15 protein-coding genes are annotated in these 18542 nt (G+C 65.1%); 8 read left to right on the plus strand and 7 right to left on the minus strand.

Annotated elements, in window-relative coordinates:
- Positions 1 to 3 precede the first annotated feature (3 nt).
- Positions 4 to 1662, plus strand: a complete 1659-nt coding sequence (locus G4Z14_RS15340) for a sulfatase-like hydrolase/transferase (protein ID WP_164627298.1) — start codon at positions 4 to 6, stop codon at positions 1660 to 1662.
- A gap of 603 nt (positions 1663 to 2265) precedes the next feature.
- On the opposite strand, the gene G4Z14_RS15345 is transcribed toward G4Z14_RS15340, so the two are convergent.
- The 3 genes from G4Z14_RS15345 to G4Z14_RS15355 are packed head-to-tail and all read right to left on the minus strand — an operon-like array spanning position 2266 to position 5180.
- Entirely contained in the window at positions 2266 to 2694 is a 429-nt protein-coding gene (locus G4Z14_RS15345) for a VOC family protein (protein WP_164627300.1), read from the minus strand.
- Positions 2695 to 2749: 55 nt separating this feature from the next.
- On the minus strand, positions 2750 to 4138 hold the full coding sequence (locus G4Z14_RS15350) for a surface lipoprotein assembly modifier (protein ID WP_164627302.1): 1389 nt from the start codon (positions 4136 to 4138) through the stop codon (positions 2750 to 2752).
- 25 nt (positions 4139 to 4163) lie between these two features.
- Positions 4164 to 5180, minus strand: coding sequence for a hypothetical protein (locus tag G4Z14_RS15355; protein WP_164627304.1), 1017 nt, complete (start codon positions 5178 to 5180; stop codon positions 4164 to 4166).
- Between the two features lie 194 nt (positions 5181 to 5374).
- On the opposite strand from G4Z14_RS15355, the gene thyX reads away from it, so the two are divergent.
- Positions 5375 to 6280 carry an FAD-dependent thymidylate synthase gene (thyX, locus tag G4Z14_RS15360; protein ID WP_164627306.1) on the plus strand — a complete coding sequence of 302 codons (906 nt, stop codon included), beginning with the start codon at positions 5375 to 5377 and terminating at the stop codon, positions 6278 to 6280.
- Complete coding sequence (locus tag G4Z14_RS15365; protein WP_164627308.1) at positions 6277 to 7263, plus strand: toll/interleukin-1 receptor domain-containing protein; 987 nt, start codon at positions 6277 to 6279, stop codon at positions 7261 to 7263. Before thyX ends, G4Z14_RS15365 begins: the two co-directional genes overlap by 4 nt.
- 405 nt (positions 7264 to 7668) lie before the next feature.
- Here G4Z14_RS15365 and G4Z14_RS15370 read toward each other — a convergent pair whose 3' ends face one another.
- Positions 7669 to 9021, minus strand: coding sequence for an aminotransferase class III-fold pyridoxal phosphate-dependent enzyme (locus G4Z14_RS15370; protein ID WP_164627310.1), 1353 nt, complete (start codon positions 9019 to 9021; stop codon positions 7669 to 7671).
- Positions 9022 to 9052: 31 nt separating this feature from the next.
- The gene (locus G4Z14_RS15375) at positions 9053 to 9838 is read right to left on the minus strand and encodes an IclR family transcriptional regulator (RefSeq protein WP_164627312.1); all 786 of its coding nucleotides are present in this window, start codon (positions 9836 to 9838) and stop codon (positions 9053 to 9055) included.
- Positions 9839 to 10051: 213 nt separating this feature from the next.
- Here G4Z14_RS15375 and G4Z14_RS15380 point away from each other — a divergent pair, with 213 nt between their 5' ends.
- From G4Z14_RS15380 to G4Z14_RS15390, 3 genes are all read left to right on the plus strand, one after another.
- A complete protein-coding gene (locus tag G4Z14_RS15380; protein ID WP_164627314.1) occupies positions 10052 to 11488 on the plus strand; it encodes an APC family permease in 1437 nt (478 codons plus the stop codon).
- A gap of 63 nt (positions 11489 to 11551) precedes the next feature.
- On the plus strand, positions 11552 to 13039 hold the full coding sequence (locus G4Z14_RS15385) for an aldehyde dehydrogenase family protein (RefSeq protein WP_164627316.1): 1488 nt from the start codon (positions 11552 to 11554) through the stop codon (positions 13037 to 13039).
- Between the two features lie 87 nt (positions 13040 to 13126).
- The gene (locus G4Z14_RS15390) at positions 13127 to 14353 is read left to right on the plus strand and encodes a Tm-1-like ATP-binding domain-containing protein (RefSeq protein WP_164627318.1); all 1227 of its coding nucleotides are present in this window, start codon (positions 13127 to 13129) and stop codon (positions 14351 to 14353) included.
- Positions 14354 to 14463: 110 nt separating this feature from the next.
- On the opposite strand, the gene G4Z14_RS15395 is transcribed toward G4Z14_RS15390, so the two are convergent.
- Entirely contained in the window at positions 14464 to 15597 is a 1134-nt protein-coding gene (locus G4Z14_RS15395; protein WP_164627319.1) for an aromatic ring-hydroxylating oxygenase subunit alpha, read from the minus strand.
- 170 nt (positions 15598 to 15767) lie between these two features.
- Here G4Z14_RS15395 and G4Z14_RS15400 point away from each other — a divergent pair, with 170 nt between their 5' ends.
- On the plus strand, positions 15768 to 16418 hold the full coding sequence (locus tag G4Z14_RS15400) for a TetR/AcrR family transcriptional regulator (protein ID WP_164627320.1): 651 nt from the start codon (positions 15768 to 15770) through the stop codon (positions 16416 to 16418).
- A gap of 6 nt (positions 16419 to 16424) precedes the next feature.
- On the opposite strand, the gene G4Z14_RS15405 is transcribed toward G4Z14_RS15400, so the two are convergent.
- On the minus strand, positions 16425 to 16796 hold the full coding sequence (locus tag G4Z14_RS15405) for a hypothetical protein (RefSeq protein WP_164627321.1): 372 nt from the start codon (positions 16794 to 16796) through the stop codon (positions 16425 to 16427).
- Positions 16797 to 17005: 209 nt separating this feature from the next.
- Between G4Z14_RS15405 and tpa the strand changes: the two genes are divergently transcribed.
- Positions 17006 to 18385 carry a hypotaurine--pyruvate aminotransferase Tpa gene (gene tpa, locus G4Z14_RS15410; protein ID WP_164627322.1) on the plus strand — a complete coding sequence of 460 codons (1380 nt, stop codon included), beginning with the start codon at positions 17006 to 17008 and terminating at the stop codon, positions 18383 to 18385.
- Positions 18386 to 18542: the final 157 nt, after the last annotated feature.

Consider the following 18542-nt stretch of genomic DNA (forward strand, 5'->3'; position numbering starts at 1 on the left):
ACCATGAGCCAGATCAAGAACATCCTCTTCGTCATGTATGACCAGCTCCGGCACGACTATCTGTCCTGCGCCGGCCATCCGACGATGCGCACTCCGAACTTCGACCGGCTGGCGGCGAAGGGGGTGCGCTTCACCCGCGCCTATGTGCAATCTCCGATCTGCGGCGCCAGCCGTATGAGTTTCTACACCGGCCGCTATGTGCATTCGCACGGTGCGGCGTGGAACAACTTTCCGCTGAAAGTGGGCGAGATCACGCTGGGCGACCACCTGCGCAAGGCGGGGGTGGAAAGCTGGCTGATCGGCAAGACCCATATGAGCGTCGATGCCGAGGGCATGGCCCGGCTTGGCCTTGCTCCGGATTCGGTGATCGGCGCCCGCGTCGCCGATTGCGGCTTTGACGTCTGGGTGCGCGAGGACGGGCTGAATGCCGAGGGGCCGGAGGGGTTCTACGACGAAAAGCGCTCGCCCTATAACGAATGGCTGAAGGGGCAGGGTTATCCCGGCCACAACCCCTGGCACACGCATGCCAATTCCGGCGTGGACGCCGAAGGTGATATCGCCTCGGGTTGGCTCCTGCAGAACGCCGTCCAGCCGGCGAACATCCGCGAAGAGGACAGCGAGACCCCCTGGCTCACCCGGCAGGCGATGGAGTTCCTGAGCCAGCCGCACAAGGCGCCCTGGCTCTGCCACCTCAGCTATATCAAGCCGCACTGGCCCTATATCGTGCCGGCCCCCTGGCACAACCTTTACGGCCCCGCCGATGTGGTGCCCCCGGTCCGCGATGCCCGCGAAAAGGCCGATCCGCACCCGGTCTACAAGGTGTTCATGAACAATCAGGCCGGGCAGGCGTTTTCCAAGGACGAGGTGCGCGAGGCGGTCATCCCGGCCTATATGGGCCTCATCGCCCAATGCGACGCCGAATTCGGCAAGCTTCTGGATTTCCTCGAGGAAACCGGGCGGATGGCCGAGACGATGATCGTCCTGACCTCCGATCACGGCGATTACCTTGGCGATCACTGGATGGGCGAGAAGGACCTGTTCCACGACCCTTCGGTGCGCATCCCGCTCATCATCTACGACCCGCGGGCCGAGGCCGACGCCACCCGCGGCACCACCTGCGATGCCCTGGTGGAAGCGATCGACCTTGCCCCGACCTTCGTGGCCGCGATGGGCCAGCCCCCCGCCGACCACATCCTTGAAGGCCGCGACCTGACGCCTTTCCTGCACGGCCAGACGCCGGCATGGCGGCAGGCGGTGTTCTCGGAATACGACTATTCCGGCATGGCGCTGGCCGGCCCCGGCTATCTCGACATGGAGCCGGAGGATGCCCGGCTGTTCATGGTCTTCGATGGCCGCTGGAAGCTGATCCACGCCGAGGGCGGTTTCCGCCCGATGCTGTTTGACACCGCCGCCGACCCCGATGAGTTCACCGATCTCGGGGCCTCTGCCGATCATCAGGCCGAAATCGCCCGCCTGATGGTCCTCCTGAACGACTGGGCCCGCCGCCCGGCGCAGCGCACCACGATCTCCAAGGCCGAGATCAAGGGCATGCGCGGCAAATCCCGCCGCGTCGGCGTCATCATCGGCGCCGTCGCCCCCGAAGAACTCGCCCCCGACCTGCGCGCCAAGATCTCGGGCCGGCCGGAACGGGACTATCGCTAGGGCAACCCGCCGCCGCCCCGCGAGAGGCAAGGCCGCGCCCCCCCTCCCTCTCCCTCCCCCACAAGGGGGGAGGGAAGCGCCTTCGTGTCCGCCGCGCTGCCCTTGGCCCGCCCGTCACCTCCCCTCCCCCTTGTGGGGAGGGGCTGGGGGTGGGGGGCAGGTGGCCCCAAGGGTAGCGCGGTGCCCCGTCGCTCTCCCCGACAATCTGGCTTGCTGGGCGTGCCCCTCTCCTAAGATGGGGGAAAGAAGCGCACTGCTGTCGGCGGCACTTCCGACCTCATCGGCACGATGGAACACGACGCATGAAAAGCGTCCCCCGCGTCCGCCGCACTGCGCTTGACCCGCCGGTCACCTCCCCTCCCCCTCGTGGGGAGGGGCTGGGGGTGGGGGCAGCACGGTATCCGCGCAAGCTCCTCAGTTATCGGCCTTGCACAGCGCGAGTCCCCTCTTCCTCCCCCCACAAAAGGGGGAAGCGCTCCCGCGTCCGCCGCACTGCCCTTGGCCCGCCGGTCGCCTCCGTTCCCCCTCGTGAGGAGGGCTGGGGGCCGCACGGCATCCGCCCGTCAGGCGGCGGCGCCCGGAAGCCCCTGCTTCAAGACGCTCTCACCAATGGCCGGTGTTGCCCATGCTGACCCAAGGCTCTGCCGGCGCCAGCGCCTCGCCCGCCTGCAAAAGCTCGATCGAGATGTTGTCGGGGCTGCGCACAAAGGCCATATGCCCGTCGCGCGGCGGGCGGTTGATCGTCACGCCATGCGCCGCCAGATGCGCGCACATGGCGTAGATGTCGGCCACCTCATAGGCGAGATGCCCGAAATGCCGGCTGTCCGACGGCAGGCCGGTGTCGCCATCCCAGTTGAAGGTCAGTTCCAGCGGCGTCTCGGGCTGGCCCTCGGCGGCGAGATAGACCAGCGTGAAACGGCCCGCCTCGCTTTCATAGCGCCGGATCTCCTTCAGGCCCAGAAGACCGTAGAACGCCATGGATTTCTCAAGGTCCAGCACGCGGACCATGCAGTGCAGATAGCGCAGTGTCATGATGCCCCCTTTCGGCTGCCGGAACTCTAGGGCGGGCGGGGCGGAAAGGCCAGCGTCAGAAGACCGAGGAAATCCCGATGCTTATGCCGCTCGTCCCGGTCTCGTAGCGGCTGACGTTGGACTTGGTCTTGCCATGGCGCAACGACAGGACCGGGGCAAAACCCATCACCGACCAGTCGTCGAAGGACAGATCCATCGACAGGCCCACCGAGGCATCCTCGCGCCCGCCGGTCACATGGACAAGCCCGAGCGAAAAGGCCTCATAGTCGCGCAGTCCCGCGGTCGCGCCCAGCGACACCGACGCCCCGCCGATCTTCCAGTCCGGGCTGAGCTGCAGCGAAAGCCGCGCCGCGTCATAGGTGGAGTTGATGAACTCGGACCGGGCGGCCTCGACCGTCAGCGCGACGGAAGCCTCGGTCTTGCCAAAGGCCCGTTCTCCGACCACCGACAGCGAGAACAGGTCGGCACCCCGGATGTTCGCGTCATCCCAGGCCCGTTCGACGCCGCCGCCAAGCCAGATCGTCCCCGCCGGACCGCGCCAGATCGCGCCCTGCGCCGTGACCCCAAGGCTGGGGCCGAGAACCTCGCCCCCGGCCCAGTTCTGCCCAAGCTCGACCGACAGGCTGAGCGGCATGCCCCTGTCGCCCAAAAGCAGGTCGCGACGCAGGCCAAAGGACAACCGGGTGCGGTCCAGATCGCGCGAGGTCATGGTGCCGGCCTCATCGCGCGAGGCGGCGTCGATCTGGTTGCGCACTACCTCTGCCGACAGGCCGAGAACCGTCTGCGCCCGCGCGCTGCCGGGCAGAGCGCGCTCGGCCTTGATCCGCAGGTTGGCGCGGGCACCGGACAGGGCTTCGGACCCGTTCGACAACTCGCCCAGCACGAAATCCCCGATCCTGAACACCGAGGAATCCGCCCCGCCGTTCAGGTTGTCACTCGGCCCCGCTTCCATGTCGAACGCAAGCCGCCAGGGGGAGCGATTGCGCACCAGACCCAGATCGCGGCCCGAGGCGGCGAAGGCCGCGTCGTCGGGGGCGACGTCCAGCGACCGGCGCAGCCAGAACTGCGCCTGCAGCGGCTTGCCTGCATCCAGCGCCGCCTTGGCCGTGTTGCGCGCGATTTCATAGCGCAACGGGCGGGCCTCCTTGCCGCGCCCCGCCAGTTTCCAGGCCTTGCGCCCGGCGATCAGCCCGGCCTGAGCCCGCCCGAGCTTCGGCTCGGTGGCCGACAACAGCAGATGCACCAGCGGATCGTCTGGCTGCACTGACGCGAGCGCGCGCGCGATATGCGCCGCCGCTTCGACATCGCCCGAAAGATAGGCGGCGCGGGCGGTCATCAGCGCCTCGTCGGGCGTCAGGTGCAATACCTCGGCCCGCGCCATGGGGGCAGCGGCGCCCAGCCCCAGCGCGAGGGCAAAGGCCAGCGCCCCGAGACGGTGGCGCATCGAACGGCCCCTGGCCGGCATCGGCTCAGCGCGGGTCGCAGATCGGGGAGGCGCCCGCCAGATCGCAGCGCGGCAGGTTGAAGGCGCCATATTCCCAGATGCCATCCTGGCCGTCGATCGGGTTGACCCAGATCACGCCCGCCACATCGCTGGCCCCGGTGCCGCCGAAAGCACCGTCATACTCGCCGGCCTCGCTGTCGGGCGTCCCGGCATATTCGACTGTGCCAAGGAAGGTGCCATTGTCGGAAATCGCGGTTTCCCGCAGCACCAGGCTTTGCAACTCGGTGGTGTCAATGGTGGTAAACCCGCCGCTGCCATCCGACACGTCGATCGAGATGATTTGGTTGCCGTCGCGATCAAAGAGCTGGCGGTTGACGATCTGGCCCTCCACCACCTCGGGATCGCCCGAAGAGGTATTGGTGAACTGTGCGTTCACCTGGATCTGGCCGCGCACGCCCAAAGGTTCTTGCGGATGCAGCGGGTCCGGGCGCGGCGCGCCGTCGGCGTCCGCCAGACCGGGCACGAAGACCCCGGCATAGGCGCCGTAATACGAGAAGGTTCCAGCCTCCGGCCCCGGCGTCGGCGAGGGGCTGCTGGCGATGGTCGGGCGGGTGTAGCCGGTCAGCCGCACCCAGCCGCCGCCGCCATTGTGTTCGTTGAACTGCCCGCCATCGGCCGCCGCAACCGCCAGCAGCGTCTCGCGCTGGTTCTCGGCGACATAGGCCAGATAGGACCGCGTCATGTTGGTTTCCTGGAACTCATAGGCCAGATAGCGCGGGTGGGTGCCGTGGCGCGGAATGTCCATCGAGGGGCGGCGCACGAAGGTGCCGAACTGCCCCGACGAGCTGACCCCGGCCATGTCGATCGACAGCGTCGTGCCGTCATAGGCAAAGCCGCGCAGGTCCTGAACGGCGTTTTCGTTGTCCTCGGAGGGCGTGGGGTCGGTCGGATCCGTCGGATCGACGGGATCCGGGACAAACGGATTGCCACCACAGGCCGCGACGACCAGAAGCGCGGCCAAAGCCGCTCGATACCCGCCCATATTATGCCTCACATCTTATTCTTCTGTGAAAACATGCCCACAAGTGCCGGATATGTCAAAAGATATCCACAATCGCCCGATCGCCCGCGACAGATGATGCAGCCCCGCATCACGCCGCAGCTTGCGGTTTCCTTATCGGCCTTCCCCCAGATATAGTGGAATTCGACTCATTCCCCGCCGCGAAAGGCCATCCCATGCCGCTGACCCCCGACCAGATCGCCGAAATCGAAGCCGCCCGCGCCACTCCGCGCCCGACGCTGCGCGCGGTGTCCGAAGGCATGGAGGCGCATCTCTACCGCGCGCATGAGGTGCTGGACCACGGCTTCATCCGGGTCATCGACTATATGGGCGACGATGCCGCCATCGTGCAGGCGGCGCGGGTCAGCTACGGGGCCGGCACCAAGCATGTGCAGAACGACGACGGGCTGATCCGCTATCTGATGCGGCACTGGCACTCGACCCCGTTCGAGATGTGCGAGGTGAAGCTGCATGTGAAGCTGCCAGTCTTCGTCGCCCGCCAATGGATCCGCCACCGCACCGCCAATGTGAACGAATATTCGGCCCGCTATTCGATCCTCGACCGCGAGTTCTACATCCCCGAACCCGCGCAACTCGCCGCGCAATCGGTGGTCAACAATCAGGGCCGGGGCGAAGTGCTGACCGGCGCGGAATCCGCCCGCGTGCTGGAGATCCTGAAACGCGACGCCGCGCAGTGCTATGACGATTACGAGGCGATGCTGAGCCAGGACGGCCAGCAAGGCCTTGCCCGCGAACTGGCGCGGATGAACCTGCCGATGAACATCTATACCCAGTGGTATTGGAAGACCGACCTGCACAACCTGTTCCACTTCCTCAGGCTCAGGGCCGACACCCACGCGCAGTATGAAATCAGGGTCTATGCCGAGGCGATTGCGGCCACCGTGCGCGACTGGGTGCCGCTGGCGTTTGCGGCGTTCGAGGACTACCGGATGGGCGGGGTGACGCTGAGTGCCAAGGCGATTGCGGTGTTGAAACGGCGGCTTGCCGGGGAGACGGTGGGGCAGGAGGATAGCGGCATGTCGAAGGGCGAGTGGCGGGAGTTTATGGAGGTGTGGGCGTGAGTAAGGTATTCATATCTTACGTTCGCGAAGATGAAAAAGTTGCAACTTATTTATCGCAAGTTCTTGAGGCAAATGGCGTCAATACGTGGTTGGATAAAGAGTCACTAGAACCGGGCGTACGTTGGAAGCTTGCGATTGAAAATGCAATCCGTGGCGGCACATATTTTGTGTGTCTTTATTCTCGCTCGCGCGAGGCAAGGGATAAATCTTACGCAAACGAAGAACTGATTGTTGCTATTGAAGAGATTCGCAGGAGACCTTCCAACAAGTCGTGGTTTATTCCTGTCAAGATTGATGAATGCGAAATTGAAGCTCGACCGATTGGTGCAGGGGAAACGATCCTTGACTTTCAAATTTGTGATCTTCGTGAATGGTCGCGAGGAATTACCTCCTTACTCCGCATTTTGGGCGTTGATGAACCAAAGATTGATGTTAATGAGCCGCTTGCTCCGGGATACCCTTCTGCTCTTGAAATAGAGGGGGGTTACATTTCGTATGATTTTATCGAGGGTGCTCCAGCAATTTTTCAAGGAATGGAACATAGAGTTCCGCAGGGCTGGTGCCGACGCAGACAAGACAATTCGATTATTGCCTATTTTGAACTGTATGCGCCCCTCAAGCAGTTTCAGGATTTCAATCGTCTTCTTGGCTATACGAGTTTTCATGCGTTTTGCATGGACTCACAAATTTCACTAGATCCAAATGCACCTAGCAAGTTCGTTTATGAGCGCAAGCTCATCGCGCCTAAGGGAACGTTTGCGCCAAATCTGGAAGGTGCCGGAATGATAGAACTACCATTCGACATGCCCTTTACCAGTTCCTTCACTGCCTACGGAAGTTTGCATGGCTTTGTTTTCAGCGGGAAATTTGATACCAATCTCGATTTAGAAGTCTTTGGTCATATCAAGCGACAACGTTCGGCCGGTGTTTTCGAAATAAACATGCGGTCACCGGCGGGCCCGTTCGCGCACATTGCAAAATGAATTGGTCATCTTGACACCCCAGCCCGTGCAAGTTTGCGCGGGCATTGGAACCTAAAAGCTCTCCACATGATCTTTTCCCGCTGCCGAGGGCGGGGGCGGTTCTCACCCCACCAAGGGCCGCGCCCGACCTCGGGAGGACGCTCTGCCGCTGGTTCTAGGCGCTTTATGGTGCAACCCCTCCCACCGCAGTTCTACCGGCGAGCGGTGCAAGCGCGCCCTCCCGGGGGGAGGTCGGGCGCGGCCCGGCGGCGCGTTCGCGCCTTGATTCCGGGCGGAAGGGGGCGTGATCTTGGCAGGCGTTTGGCATGGCCCGGCCCGCGAAAGCGTTCGCGGGCGTTCGAACCTGAAAACGCTCCACCGGAGCGTTTTCCCCCCGCCAAGGGGCGGGGGCGGTTCTCACCCCCCTCAAACCGCCGCAAAGCCCTTGTCCAGCGCCGCAAGGATCACCGCTGCATCGGCATCGGTGATCACCAGCGGCGGCGACAGGATGATGTTCGGCCCCGAGACCCGCACCATGGCGCCGGCCTCATAGGCCACCTTCTGAACCTTGCCCGGCACCGCCTTGTCGGGGGCCGATTTCGTTGCCCGGTCGCCGACCATCTCGATCGCCAGCATCAGGCCATGGCCGCCGCGCACGTCGCCGATGACGGAATACTTGTCTTTCAGCGCCTTCAGCCCGTCGAACAGTTGCGCCCCGCGGGCTGCGGCGTTTTCGTTGACTTTCAGCCGCTTGGTTTCCGCCAGCGTCGCCAGCGCCGCCGCCGCGCCGACCGGGTGGCCAGAATAGGTATAGCCGTGGCCGATGGCAGCCTTGCCGGTTTCGTCCTTTTCGAACACCTCCGCCACGGCCTCGGAAATCATCACAGCGCCGAAGGGGAAATAGGCGTTGGTGATCGCCTTCGCCGTGCAGGTGAAATCGGGCTTCACCCCCCAAAGGCGGCTGCCGGTCCAGGCCCCGGTGCGGCCAAAGGCGGTGATGACCTCGTCGGCGATCAGCAGGATGCCGTTTTTGCGGCAGATCTTCTCCACCCCCGGCATGAAGCTTTCATGCGGCGGAATGACCCCGCCGGCGCCGAGGATCGGCTCCATGATGAAGGCGGCGATGGTGCCGGCACCCTGGAAGGCGATCTCGTCCTCCAGCGCCTGCAGGCAGAGCTGCGCCAGTTTGGCTGGGTCGGCCTCATTGAAGGGGTTGCGATAGGGGAAGGGGGCGGGGATGTGGTGGCAACCGGGCAGCAAAGGCTCGTAGGCGGTGCGGAAATTGGCATTGCCGTTGACCGAGGCGCCACCGAAATGCGTGCCGTGATAGCCCCTCTTCAGGCTGAGATACTTGATCCGCCCCGGCTCGCCCTTGATCTTGTGATACTGCCGCGAAAGCCGCAGCGCGGTTTCGACGCTGTCGCTGCCGCCCGAGGTGTAGAAGGCCCGGGTCAGCCCGTCCGGGGCAAAGAAATCGCGCAGCTCCTCGGCCAGTTCGATCACCTTGTCGTTCGAGGTGCCGCGGAAGATCGAGTAATAGGGCAGGGCGTCAAGTTGCGCCGCGATGGCGTCCTTCACCGGCTGGCAGGAATAGCCGAGGTTGACGTTCCAAAGCCCGCCAACGGCGTCGACCACCTCATGCCCGTCGATGTCGCGGATCTTCACGCCCGACGCCCCGGTGATGATCGCCGGCGGGTTCTTCAGGCTGTCCGAGGGCGCGGTCATCGGATGCCACAGGCTGCGGGCGTTGTTGGCCTTGAGGAAGTTTTCGTCTTTCATGTCGGTGGTCCTTTTGATCTTTGTCCGGGCCTCAGGCAGCAAGGCGCCAGAGCGTGACGATGTCGGCGGGCAATGTGCCGCCCCAAAGCGTGGTGATTTCGCTGCCCGCCCCGGTCAGGGCAAAGCGGATCAGGCGGCGCTGGTCCTCGGTCATCCGCGAGGCCAGCGCGGCGACGGCCACCGCCCCGGTGCAGCGGCCAAGCGCATCGAACAAGGGCACCGCCATGGAATGCACCTCGGCCTGAAACGCGCCGCGGCTTTCGGCAAAGCCCTGACCGCGCACCTCGGCCAGCCGGGCGCGCAGCGCCTCGGGGCTGGTTTCGGTGCGCCCGGTCAGGCGGGGGATCGGCTGGGCCAGCACCGCCTCGCGGAACGGCTCGGGCTGGAAGGCCAGCACCACCAGCCCCGAGGAGGTGGCATGGAACGGCAGCACCTCGGCATCTTCCATCGTCACGCGGGTCATGTGGGTGGTGGCATAGGCAAAGCCCAGCGTGTGCAAGGCCGGACCCATCAGCATCGACAGATGCGCCGTCTCGCCGGTCTTCTGCGCCAAGGCCTGCAACACCGGCATCGCCGCCTCGCGCGTCGGTACCTGTGCCTCGCGCAGCGTCGAAAGCCGCAGCACGGCGGGGCCCAGCCGGTATTCGCGCGCCGAGCCGACCTGCTCCACCAGACCGAAATCGCAGAGCTCCGTGACCAGCCGATAGCAGGTCGCCTTGTTCAGATCGGCCAGCCGCGCAAGGTCCGAAAGCCCGATCAGCGGGCGCTGGCGGGTAAAAAGGTTCAACAGTTCCAAGGCTTTGGTCACGGTGCCCATGGCGGCCCTACAGGGTTGCGAAGGTTGTGCTTGCCAGAATCCCGGTGGCGCGGTTCATTTCAGTTGACAGAATGTCGCAGACGCTGTCAAATGAAATCGAACCATCGGTTCAAATAATAAACCGACAAGACGGATCAACCAGATCCGCAATCCCAAACGAAAACAGGAAGGGGAACGTGTAGATGACAATTTCCATGCCGCAGGAGGGTCGCCATGTCTGATATGGGCGCGCCCTCGAAAGCCTTGCGCCAGAACGCCTTGGGCGTTGGCGCCATCACCTTCATGGTGGTTTCCGCCGCAGCGCCGCTGACCGGCGCGGGGGGCGGGATTCCGCCCTCGATGCTCTTTGGCAACGGCGCCGGCATTGCCGGCAGCTTCGCCATCGTGACGCTGATTCTGCTGGCCTTCTCGGTCGGCTATGTCGCCATGGCGCGGCATGTGAAGAACGCCGGCGCCTTCTATGCCTTCACCGCGCAGGGCCTTGGCGGCCATCTGGGCGGCGGGGCGGCGATGATCGCCATCCTCAGCTATAACGCCATGCAGATCGGTCTGATGGGCCTTCTGGGCGCCGTCGCCTCGGGCACCTTCGCGCAATGGGGGCTGGAGCTGCCGTGGTATGTCTGGACCTATATCGCCATCGCGCTGGTGGCGGTGTTCGGCTATCGCCAGGTTGACCTGTCGGCCAAGGTGCTTGTCGTCCTCGTGGCGCTGGAGTTCCTGATCGTCATCGCGCTGAACCTGTCGATCCTTGTCAAGGGCGGCGCGTCGGGTCTGAACCTGCAACCCTTCAGCTGGGGCCAGATCATGTCGGGCACCCCGTCGATCGGCTTCCTGTTCTGCTTTGCCGGCTTCATCGGCTTCGAGGCCACAACGATCTATTCCGAAGAGGCCCGCAACCCGTCCGTGACAGTGCCGAAAGCCACCTATATCTCGGTTCTGGCCATCGGCATCTTCTACACCATCACCTCCTGGCTGATGACCATGGGCATCGGGGTGGAAAACCTGCTGCCGACGCTGCAAGGCCTGCCCGATCCGTCGGCCTTCCTGTTCATCCTTGGCGAGACCTATATCGGCGCCACGCTGACCCAGATCATGGGCATCCTGTTCATGACCTCGATCTTCGCCGCCGTGCTGGCCTTCCACAACGCCGTGGCGCGCTACAAGTTCGTGGCGGGCCGCGAAGGGCTGCTGCCCGACCGCGTCGGCACCACCCATGCCCAGCACCTGTCGCCGCATGTCGGCTCGGTGATCCAGACGGTGCTGGCGCTCCTGGTGGTGACGCTCTTTGTTGCCAAGGGGCTGGACCCGGTGCTGAACCTCTTCGTCTGGCTGTCGCAACTTGGCACGCTTGGCCTTCTCGGCCTGATGGCGCTGGCCTCCTTTGCCGTGATCGCCTTCTTCCTGAAGGACGCGCAGGGCGAAAACGCCATGTCGACCAAGCTGTTCCCGGCGGTCTCGGGGCTGATCCTGGGCTATCTCTTCGTCCTGATCTTCCGTGATTTCGGCGCGCTGACCGGGGCCGAGGGCAACCTGTCGTGGATGCTGCCGTCGCTGGTGATCGTGGCGGGGGTGGTTGGCATTGCGCTGGCCGCAATGCTGAAATCCCGCGATCCGGGCCGGTTTGCCGAACTCGGCAAGGGCAAGCTCTGATCTGACCAACCGGGGCGGCGGGAGACTGCCGCCCTTCTTCTTTTGCGCGAAAGGACTGCTGCCATGGCCATCACCCAAGCCGAGATCGACCGCCTTGCGAGCGCCCCCGTGGCGCCGCGGAAACTCCTGATCGAGGGGAAATGGGTTGACGGGCAGGGTGGCGAAACCACGGTCCTGTCACCGATCAACGGTCAAAAGCTGACCACCACCGCCGCGGCCTCTGCCGAAGATGTCGCCCGCGCTGTGGCCTCGGCCCGCGCCGCCTTCGACGATGGCCGCTGGAGCCGCATGGCCCCCGCCGGTCGCAAGGCGGTGCTGCATCGGCTGGCCGACCTCATCGAGAAACACACGCTGGACCTCGCGGTCCTTGGCGTGCGCGACAATGGCACCGACATCGGCATGGCCTTGAAGGCCGAGCCGGGTTCGGCTGCCGGCACCTTCCGCTATTACGCCGAAGGCATCGACAAGGTCTATGGCGAGATTGCCCCGACCGCCGACAACATCCTTGCGCTGGTCCACCGCGAGCCGGTGGGCGTGGTGGCCGCCATCGTGCCGTGGAACTTCCCGCTGATGATCGGCGCGTGGAAGATCGCGCCCGCGCTGGCCGCCGGCAATTCCATCGTGCTGAAACCGGCCGAAACCGCCTCGCTGTCGCTGATCCGCCTCGCCGAACTGGCGCTCGAGGCCGGGGTGCCGCCCGGCGTGTTCAACGTCGTCACCGGGCCGGGCCGCATCACCGGCGAGGCGCTGGCGCTCTCCATGGACGTCGACGTCATGGTCTTCACCGGCTCCGGCCCGACCGGCCGCCGCCTCTTGCAATATTCCGCCCAGTCGAACCTCAAGCGCTGCTATCTGGAACTTGGCGGCAAGTCGCCGAACATCGTCTTTGCCGACGCCCCCGATCTCGCCGCCGCCGCCAAGGCCGCCGCCACCGCGATCTTCCGCAACGCAGGCCAGGTCTGCGTCGCGGGCTCGCGCCTGCTGGTCGAGGCTGCGGTGCATGACGAGTTCGTCGCCGCGCTGTCGAAAGCCGCCAGCGCCATGAAACTCGGCAACCCGCTCGACCTGGCCACCCAGATCGGCGCCGTGAACTCCGAAGTCCAGCTCGAAGGCAATCTCGGCTTCGTCGCCGATGCCCGCAAGGAAGGCGGCGAGATTGTCCTCGGCGGCAACCGCGCCCTCAGCGAAACCGGCGGCTATTACATGGAACCGACTGTGGTCGCCGGCGTCCAGCCCAGCCACCGGCTCTTTCGCGAAGAGGTCTTCGGCCCGGTGCTCGCCGTCACCCCCTTCACCACCGAGGCCGAGGCCGCAAGCCTTGCCAATGCCACCGATTTCGGCCTTGCCGCCGGGGTCTGGACTGCGAACCTGTCGCGCGCGCACCGCATGGTTCGCGCCATCCGCTCGGGCATCGTGCATGTCAACACTTATGGCGGCTCGGACAACACCGTGCCGCTCGGCGGCATGAAACAATCGGGCAACGGGCATGACAAATCGCTGCACGCGCTCGACAAATACACCGAACTCAAGACCGCCTGGATCCAGCTCTGAGCCTTTCATACTGGTTCAAATATCCCGCAGGGGGGCCGGGGGACGCGAAGTCCCCCGGGGGTGGCAAAGCAGAGGACCAAAGACCGAATGGGCAACCGCATCCTGATCACCGGCACCTATGACACCAAGGACGACGAACTGAATTACATCGCCGGGGTGATCCGCGGGCAGGGCGGCGAAGCCTTGACCATGGATGTCTCGGTCCTTGGCAATCCCACCGCCCCGACCGACTGGTCAAAGCACGACGTGGTGGCCGAGGCCGGCACGACGATCGAGGCCATCATCGCCGCGGAGGATGAAAACGTCGCCATGCAGGCCATGGCGCGGGGCGCGGCGGCGCTGGCCGCCCGCCTGCACCGTGAAGGCCGGTTCGACGGGGTTCTGGTGCTGGGCGGCTCGATGGGCACCGATCTGGCGCTCGACCTCTGCGCGGCGCTGCCCTTGGGCGTGCCGAAATACATCGTCTCGACGGTCAGCTTCTCGCCGATGATCCCGCCCGAGCGGCTGGCCGCCGATACCCAGATGATCCTCTGGGCCGGCGGGCTTTATGGCCTCAATTCGGTCTGCAAGGCCTCGCTTTCCCAAGCCGCTGGTGCAGTTCTGGGGGCTGCGCGGGCGGTGGAGGCGCCGGAGCGGAAAAAGCCGCTGATCGGCATGACCAGCTTTGGCAAGACCGTGCTGCGCTACATGACCACGCTGAAACCGGCGCTCGAGGCGCGCGGTTTTGAGGTGGCGGTGTTTCATGCCACCGGCATGGGCGGGCGGGCCTTCGAAAGCCTTGCCGCCGAGGGGGCCTTCGCCGCGGTGATGGATTTCGCGCCGCAGGAAGTGGGCAACCACCTGTTCGGCTCGGCGATTTCTGCCGGGGCCGACCGGATGGAGAATGCCGGGGCGAAGGGCATTCCGCAGATCGTCTCGATCGGCTGCTATGACCTGATCGACTTCGTCGGCTGGCATGAGCTGCCGCCGGCCTTCAAGGACACCCCGGCCCATGCCCACAACCGCCTGCTGACCAGCGTCGTGCAAACCGCCGAACAGCGCCGGGCGCTGGCGCGGGTGATCTGCGACAAGCTTTCACGCGCGAAGGGACCGGTGGTGTTCCTGCTGCCGGTGCAGGGCGGCAACGAATGGGACCGCGCCGGCGGCCCGCTGTCGGACCCCGAGGCGCTGGCGGCCTTCGTGGGCGAGATGCACCGCGCCTGTCCGGCGAATGTGCAGCTGATCGACATCGACGCCCATATCAACGATCCTGCCTTCCACGACGCCGCGCTGGCGGTGTTCGACGGCTGGCGCGCGGCCGGCGTGGTCGGCTGAGGCTTATCGTCGGGCTGCGCCCGCTCTTCGCGGGCGATCCGGCAAGTCGCGCGGGCGGGGGCCGATCGGGCGTGCCTCCGGCGGGGATATTTGCACCACGTTGAAGGCGGTCAGGCCGGAATGCGGCTGGCGAGATATTGCGCGAATTCGAAATTCGGGCGTTCGAGATGGCTGAGCGGCCCCGGTTCGGCCATGTCGGACAAAAGCCCGCGATAGACCTTTTCAGTGCAGCCCTTGTCCTCGACGTTCACGTCGTCGAGCAGCGCCTTGACGCTGGCCAGATGGCGTTCCGCCTGCGGATCGGCCAGCCAGTCGGCCGACATGCCCATGCCGAACAGCACATTGACATGGCCCGGCCCGTCGGGGGTCAGCGACAGATACCAGAAATAGCCCGGCGTCAGGGTGATGAGGAGCGAGGGGTAAATCGCCAGAAGCCAGGTCTTGCGCCGGTCACCGCCCGCAAGCGTGGTGTTCGACGGATGCGCCAGCGCCAGCGGTACTGTGTCGTTCTTCAGGATCCAGTGATAGTTGAAGGCGCTGGTGCCTTCCGGGCAGACCATTTCCTCCAGCTTTGATGCCCCGCCGATGGTGCCGGCATGGCACATCGGCAGGTGGTAGCTTTCCATGAAATTCTCGGCCAGCACCTTCCAGTTCGTCGCCCAGCGGAAGCTTTCGCGATAGGTCTCGGTATAGGTTGCCATGTCGAGGCCGGGGATCAGCTCGCGCACGCCTTGCAGCGCGGTTTCGGGCGCGGGGGCGTCGGGGTTCAGCGTCACCATGATCCAGCCCTGCCAGACCTCGCAGCGCACGCGGGGCAGGGTCATGTTGTCCTTGCAGAAGCCTTCGTTCAGCGTCATGGCGGGGGCGCCGCGCAGGGTGCCGTCAAGGTTGTAGGTCCAGGCGTGGTAGGGGCAGACGATGGAGCGGGCATGGCCGCGGCCTTCCAGCAGCGTCGACATGCGGTGCCGGCAGACGTTCGACATCGCCTTGATCTGCCCGTCGCGGTCGCGCAGCACGATCACCGGCTCTCCGGCGAGCTTCAGCGTCAGATAGTCGCCGGGGTTGGGCAGGGTTTCGGCCCGACCGGCGCAGACCCAGTCCTTGGCGAAGACGTGCTTTTGTTCCAGCGCCAGGAATTCCTCGGTGGTGTAGACCGATTTCGGCATGGCGCGGGCACGGGTGAAGGGCACCGACACGTTGTCATGCAACTCTCGGGCGGGGCTGATGCGGGCGTGGCTGGTCATGGCGGGTCCTGTTGCTGTGCGCGATGTGGTGAGGATGCGGCCATCGACGGCAAAAGGAAATGAAGGATTTTCTAACCGCTTCTGAGGGCCTGCCTATGCGGCGCTTTGGTCGGGCTTCCCTGATGCGGGGGCATCGGGTTAGACAGAAGCGGATGGAGGAAGAGAGTGTCATGCAGGATCTGTCCGAAAGCCGGCCGGCCGGTCCGCGCAAGCTGTCGCGCGCCGCGCGCCGGGTGCAGTTGATCGAGGCCACGATCGAGGTCATCGCCGAGCGCGGCTTTGCCCGCACCACGCTGTCGGATGTTGCCGGGCGTGCCGGGCTTTCGCATGGGTTGGTGAATTTTCACTTTGAAAGCAAGGACCTGCTGCTTTCCGAAACGCTCTCCTACCTGTCGGAAGAATACCGGGAGAACTGGACCAGGACGCTGGCCGAGGCGGGGCCGCGTCCGGCACACCAGCTGGACGCGCTGTTCCGGGCCGATTTCTCGCCGCACCTGTTCACGCCGGCGCGGCTGGCCGCCTGGGTGGCCTTCTGGGGCGAGGCGCAGAGCCGCCCGCTTTACCGTGAGAAATGCGGCGCCAATGACGATGACTATGCCGACCGCCGCGAGGCGATCTGCGCGGCGCTGATCGCCGAGGGCGGCTATGCCGGCGATGCCGCGCGGATTTCCCGCGCGCTGCGGCTGGTGACGGAAGGGGTCTGGATGGATCTCGTCATCATGGAACAGCCCTATTCCCGCGACGAGGCGCTGGCGACGGCACGCTGCGCGGCGGCGGCGTTCTTTCCGCGGCACTTCTCGCCGGAGGGTTGTCTGGACTGACCGGGGTCAGACCCGCCAATAGGCGTTCTGGCCGGTCGGGGGCAGCACGAGGATCATCCGCCAGCCGTCCTGCAGGCCGACATGGATGCGCTCATATCCCATCAGCCCTTCGACCAGCGCCGCGGCATAGGCGTCGTCGGGGCGGTCCGCCTGCGCCAGAAGCAGCAGCGGCGAGGCCCCCCGCGCCAGCGTGGCGGCAATGGCGCGCGCGCCCGCGGCATGCAGCCGCGCCGTCGCCGCCGGATCGGCCCCGGCCTCAGCGCCGAGACCATGCAGGACGCAGCCTGCGTCGCGCGCGGCGCGGTCGGGGTCCGCGGCGGTGTGCAGCGCACTCAGGAACGCATCGGGCTGGAGGGAGGGATCGGGCAGGGCGGTCATGATGCGGCTTTCCTATCCTGCCGCAGTCCGGCGCACAACTGGTCCGTCGGGCGGCCCGATTGCCGGCCCGTCCGCAGGGCGGGGCAGGCGGGGATGCGCTGGACCTAACGGCACGATTGCTCTGGTCCTAAGGCAAATCCCGGCTTTCCCCGATGATGCCAGTCATCATCAGGCCGCCTTGCGCGGCGCATTGCCTATGAGGGGACGCCATGGAAGGCTACGCATCCGCCAATGACATCTCGGCCGTGGTCGAGGCCGACAAGAAGCACGTCTGGCACCACCTGATCCAGCACAAGATGTTCGAGACCGTCGATCCGCGCGTGATCGTCGAGGGCAAGGGCCTGCGGGTCTGGGACGCCAAGGGCAAGGAATACATCGATGCCGTTTCCGGCGCGGTCTGGACGGTGAACGTCGGCTATGGCCGCGAGTCGATCGCCAATGTAGTGCGCGACCAGCTGGTCAAGATGAACTACTTTGCCGGTGTCGGCGGCTCGATTCCCGGTGCGCTGTTCGCCGAAAAGCTGATCTCGAAGATGCCGGGGATGTCCCGCGTCTATTATTCGAACTCGGGCTCCGAGGCGAACGAGAAGGTCTACAAGATGGTCCGCCAGATTTCGCACAATGTGCATGGCGGCAAGAAGTGGAAGATCCTCTACCGTGAGCGTGACTATCACGGCACCACCATCGGCGCGCTGGCGACCTCGGGTCAGGCCGAACGCGCCGCGCAGTACGGACCCTACCCGGACGGTTTCGTCATGGTGCCGCACTGCCTTGAGTACCGCAAGCAGTGGGATGTCGAGAACTATGGCGAGCGCGCGGCGGATGCGATCGAGGAAGTCATCCTGCGCGAAGGCCCCGACACCGTTGGCGCCATCGTGCTGGAACCCGTCACCGCCGGCGGTGGCGTGATCGTTCCGCCGAAAGGCTATTGGGAGCGGGTTCAGGAAATCTGCAAGAAATACAACGTCCTGCTGCACATTGATGAAGTGGTTTGCGGCGTGGGCCGCACCGGGGTCTGGTTCGGCTATCAGAACTACGGCATCAAGCCCGATTTCGTGACCATGGCCAAGGGCGTCGCCTCGGGCTATGCCGCGATTTCCTGCACCGTGACGACCGAGGCAGTGTTCGATCTCTTCAAGGCCAATTCGGCTGACCCGATGAGCTATTTCCGCGACATCTCGACCTTCGGCGGCTGCACCTCCGGCCCCGCCGCGGCGCTGGAGAACATGCGCATCATCGAGGATGAGAACCTGCTCGACAACACCCTGCGGATGGGCAAGCGGACGGTCGACAACCTGAATGCCCTGATGGAAAAGCATAAAGTCATCGGCGATGTGCGCGGCGCGGGCCTGTTCTGCGGCGCCGAACTGGTCGCCGACCGCAAGACCAAAGAGCCGGCGGACGAAAAGAAGGTCGCCGCCGTCGTGGCCGAGTGCAATGCACAGGGCGTCATCATCGGCATGACCAACCGCAGCTTGCCGGGGCTGAACAACACGCTCTGCCTGTCGCCGGCGCTGATCGCGACGCCCGACGATATCGACGCCATCACCGGCGCCATCGACAAGGCCCTGACCAAGGTCTTCGGCTGATCCCGGTCTGACCGCAATGCACCCGCGCCCGTGCAAGACACGGGCGCGGGTTTTCCTTTTTGTCGGCTTCGCCTCCCCCAGGTTATTTTCCACCACGTTGAAGGCCTTCAATGTGGTTCAAATATCCTCGGGGGGTGCGGGGGGCGAAGCGCCCCCG

This window comes from Tabrizicola oligotrophica (assembly GCF_011008935.1).
GTDB lineage: Bacteria > Pseudomonadota > Alphaproteobacteria > Rhodobacterales > Rhodobacteraceae > Tabrizicola_A > Tabrizicola_A oligotrophica.

What these genes read in the sequence shown, in the direction of transcription:
- G4Z14_RS15395 (WP_164627319.1), bottom strand. Translation starts at nt 15,597, where the DNA reads ATGACCAGCCACGCCCGCATCAGCCCCGCCCGAGAGTTGCATGACAAC.
- G4Z14_RS15355 (WP_164627304.1), bottom strand. Translation starts at nt 5,180, where the DNA reads ATGGGCGGGTATCGAGCGGCTTTGGCCGCGCTTCTGGTCGTCGCGGCC.
- tpa (WP_164627322.1), top strand. Translation starts at nt 17,006, where the DNA reads ATGGAAGGCTACGCATCCGCCAATGACATCTCGGCCGTGGTCGAGGCC.
- G4Z14_RS15375 (WP_164627312.1), bottom strand. Translation starts at nt 9,838, where the DNA reads ATGGGCACCGTGACCAAAGCCTTGGAACTGTTGAACCTTTTTACCCGC.
- G4Z14_RS15350 (WP_164627302.1), bottom strand. Translation starts at nt 4,138, where the DNA reads ATGCGCCACCGTCTCGGGGCGCTGGCCTTTGCCCTCGCGCTGGGGCTG.
- G4Z14_RS15340 (WP_164627298.1), top strand. Translation starts at nt 4, where the DNA reads ATGAGCCAGATCAAGAACATCCTCTTCGTCATGTATGACCAGCTCCGG.
- G4Z14_RS15390 (WP_164627318.1), top strand. Translation starts at nt 13,127, where the DNA reads ATGGGCAACCGCATCCTGATCACCGGCACCTATGACACCAAGGACGAC.
- thyX (WP_164627306.1), top strand. Translation starts at nt 5,375, where the DNA reads ATGCCGCTGACCCCCGACCAGATCGCCGAAATCGAAGCCGCCCGCGCC.
- G4Z14_RS15380 (WP_164627314.1), top strand. Translation starts at nt 10,052, where the DNA reads ATGTCTGATATGGGCGCGCCCTCGAAAGCCTTGCGCCAGAACGCCTTG.
- G4Z14_RS15385 (WP_164627316.1), top strand. Translation starts at nt 11,552, where the DNA reads ATGGCCATCACCCAAGCCGAGATCGACCGCCTTGCGAGCGCCCCCGTG.
- G4Z14_RS15345 (WP_164627300.1), bottom strand. Translation starts at nt 2,694, where the DNA reads ATGACACTGCGCTATCTGCACTGCATGGTCCGCGTGCTGGACCTTGAG.
- G4Z14_RS15400 (WP_164627320.1), top strand. Translation starts at nt 15,768, where the DNA reads ATGCAGGATCTGTCCGAAAGCCGGCCGGCCGGTCCGCGCAAGCTGTCG.
- G4Z14_RS15370 (WP_164627310.1), bottom strand. Translation starts at nt 9,021, where the DNA reads ATGAAAGACGAAAACTTCCTCAAGGCCAACAACGCCCGCAGCCTGTGG.
- G4Z14_RS15405 (WP_164627321.1), bottom strand. Translation starts at nt 16,796, where the DNA reads ATGACCGCCCTGCCCGATCCCTCCCTCCAGCCCGATGCGTTCCTGAGT.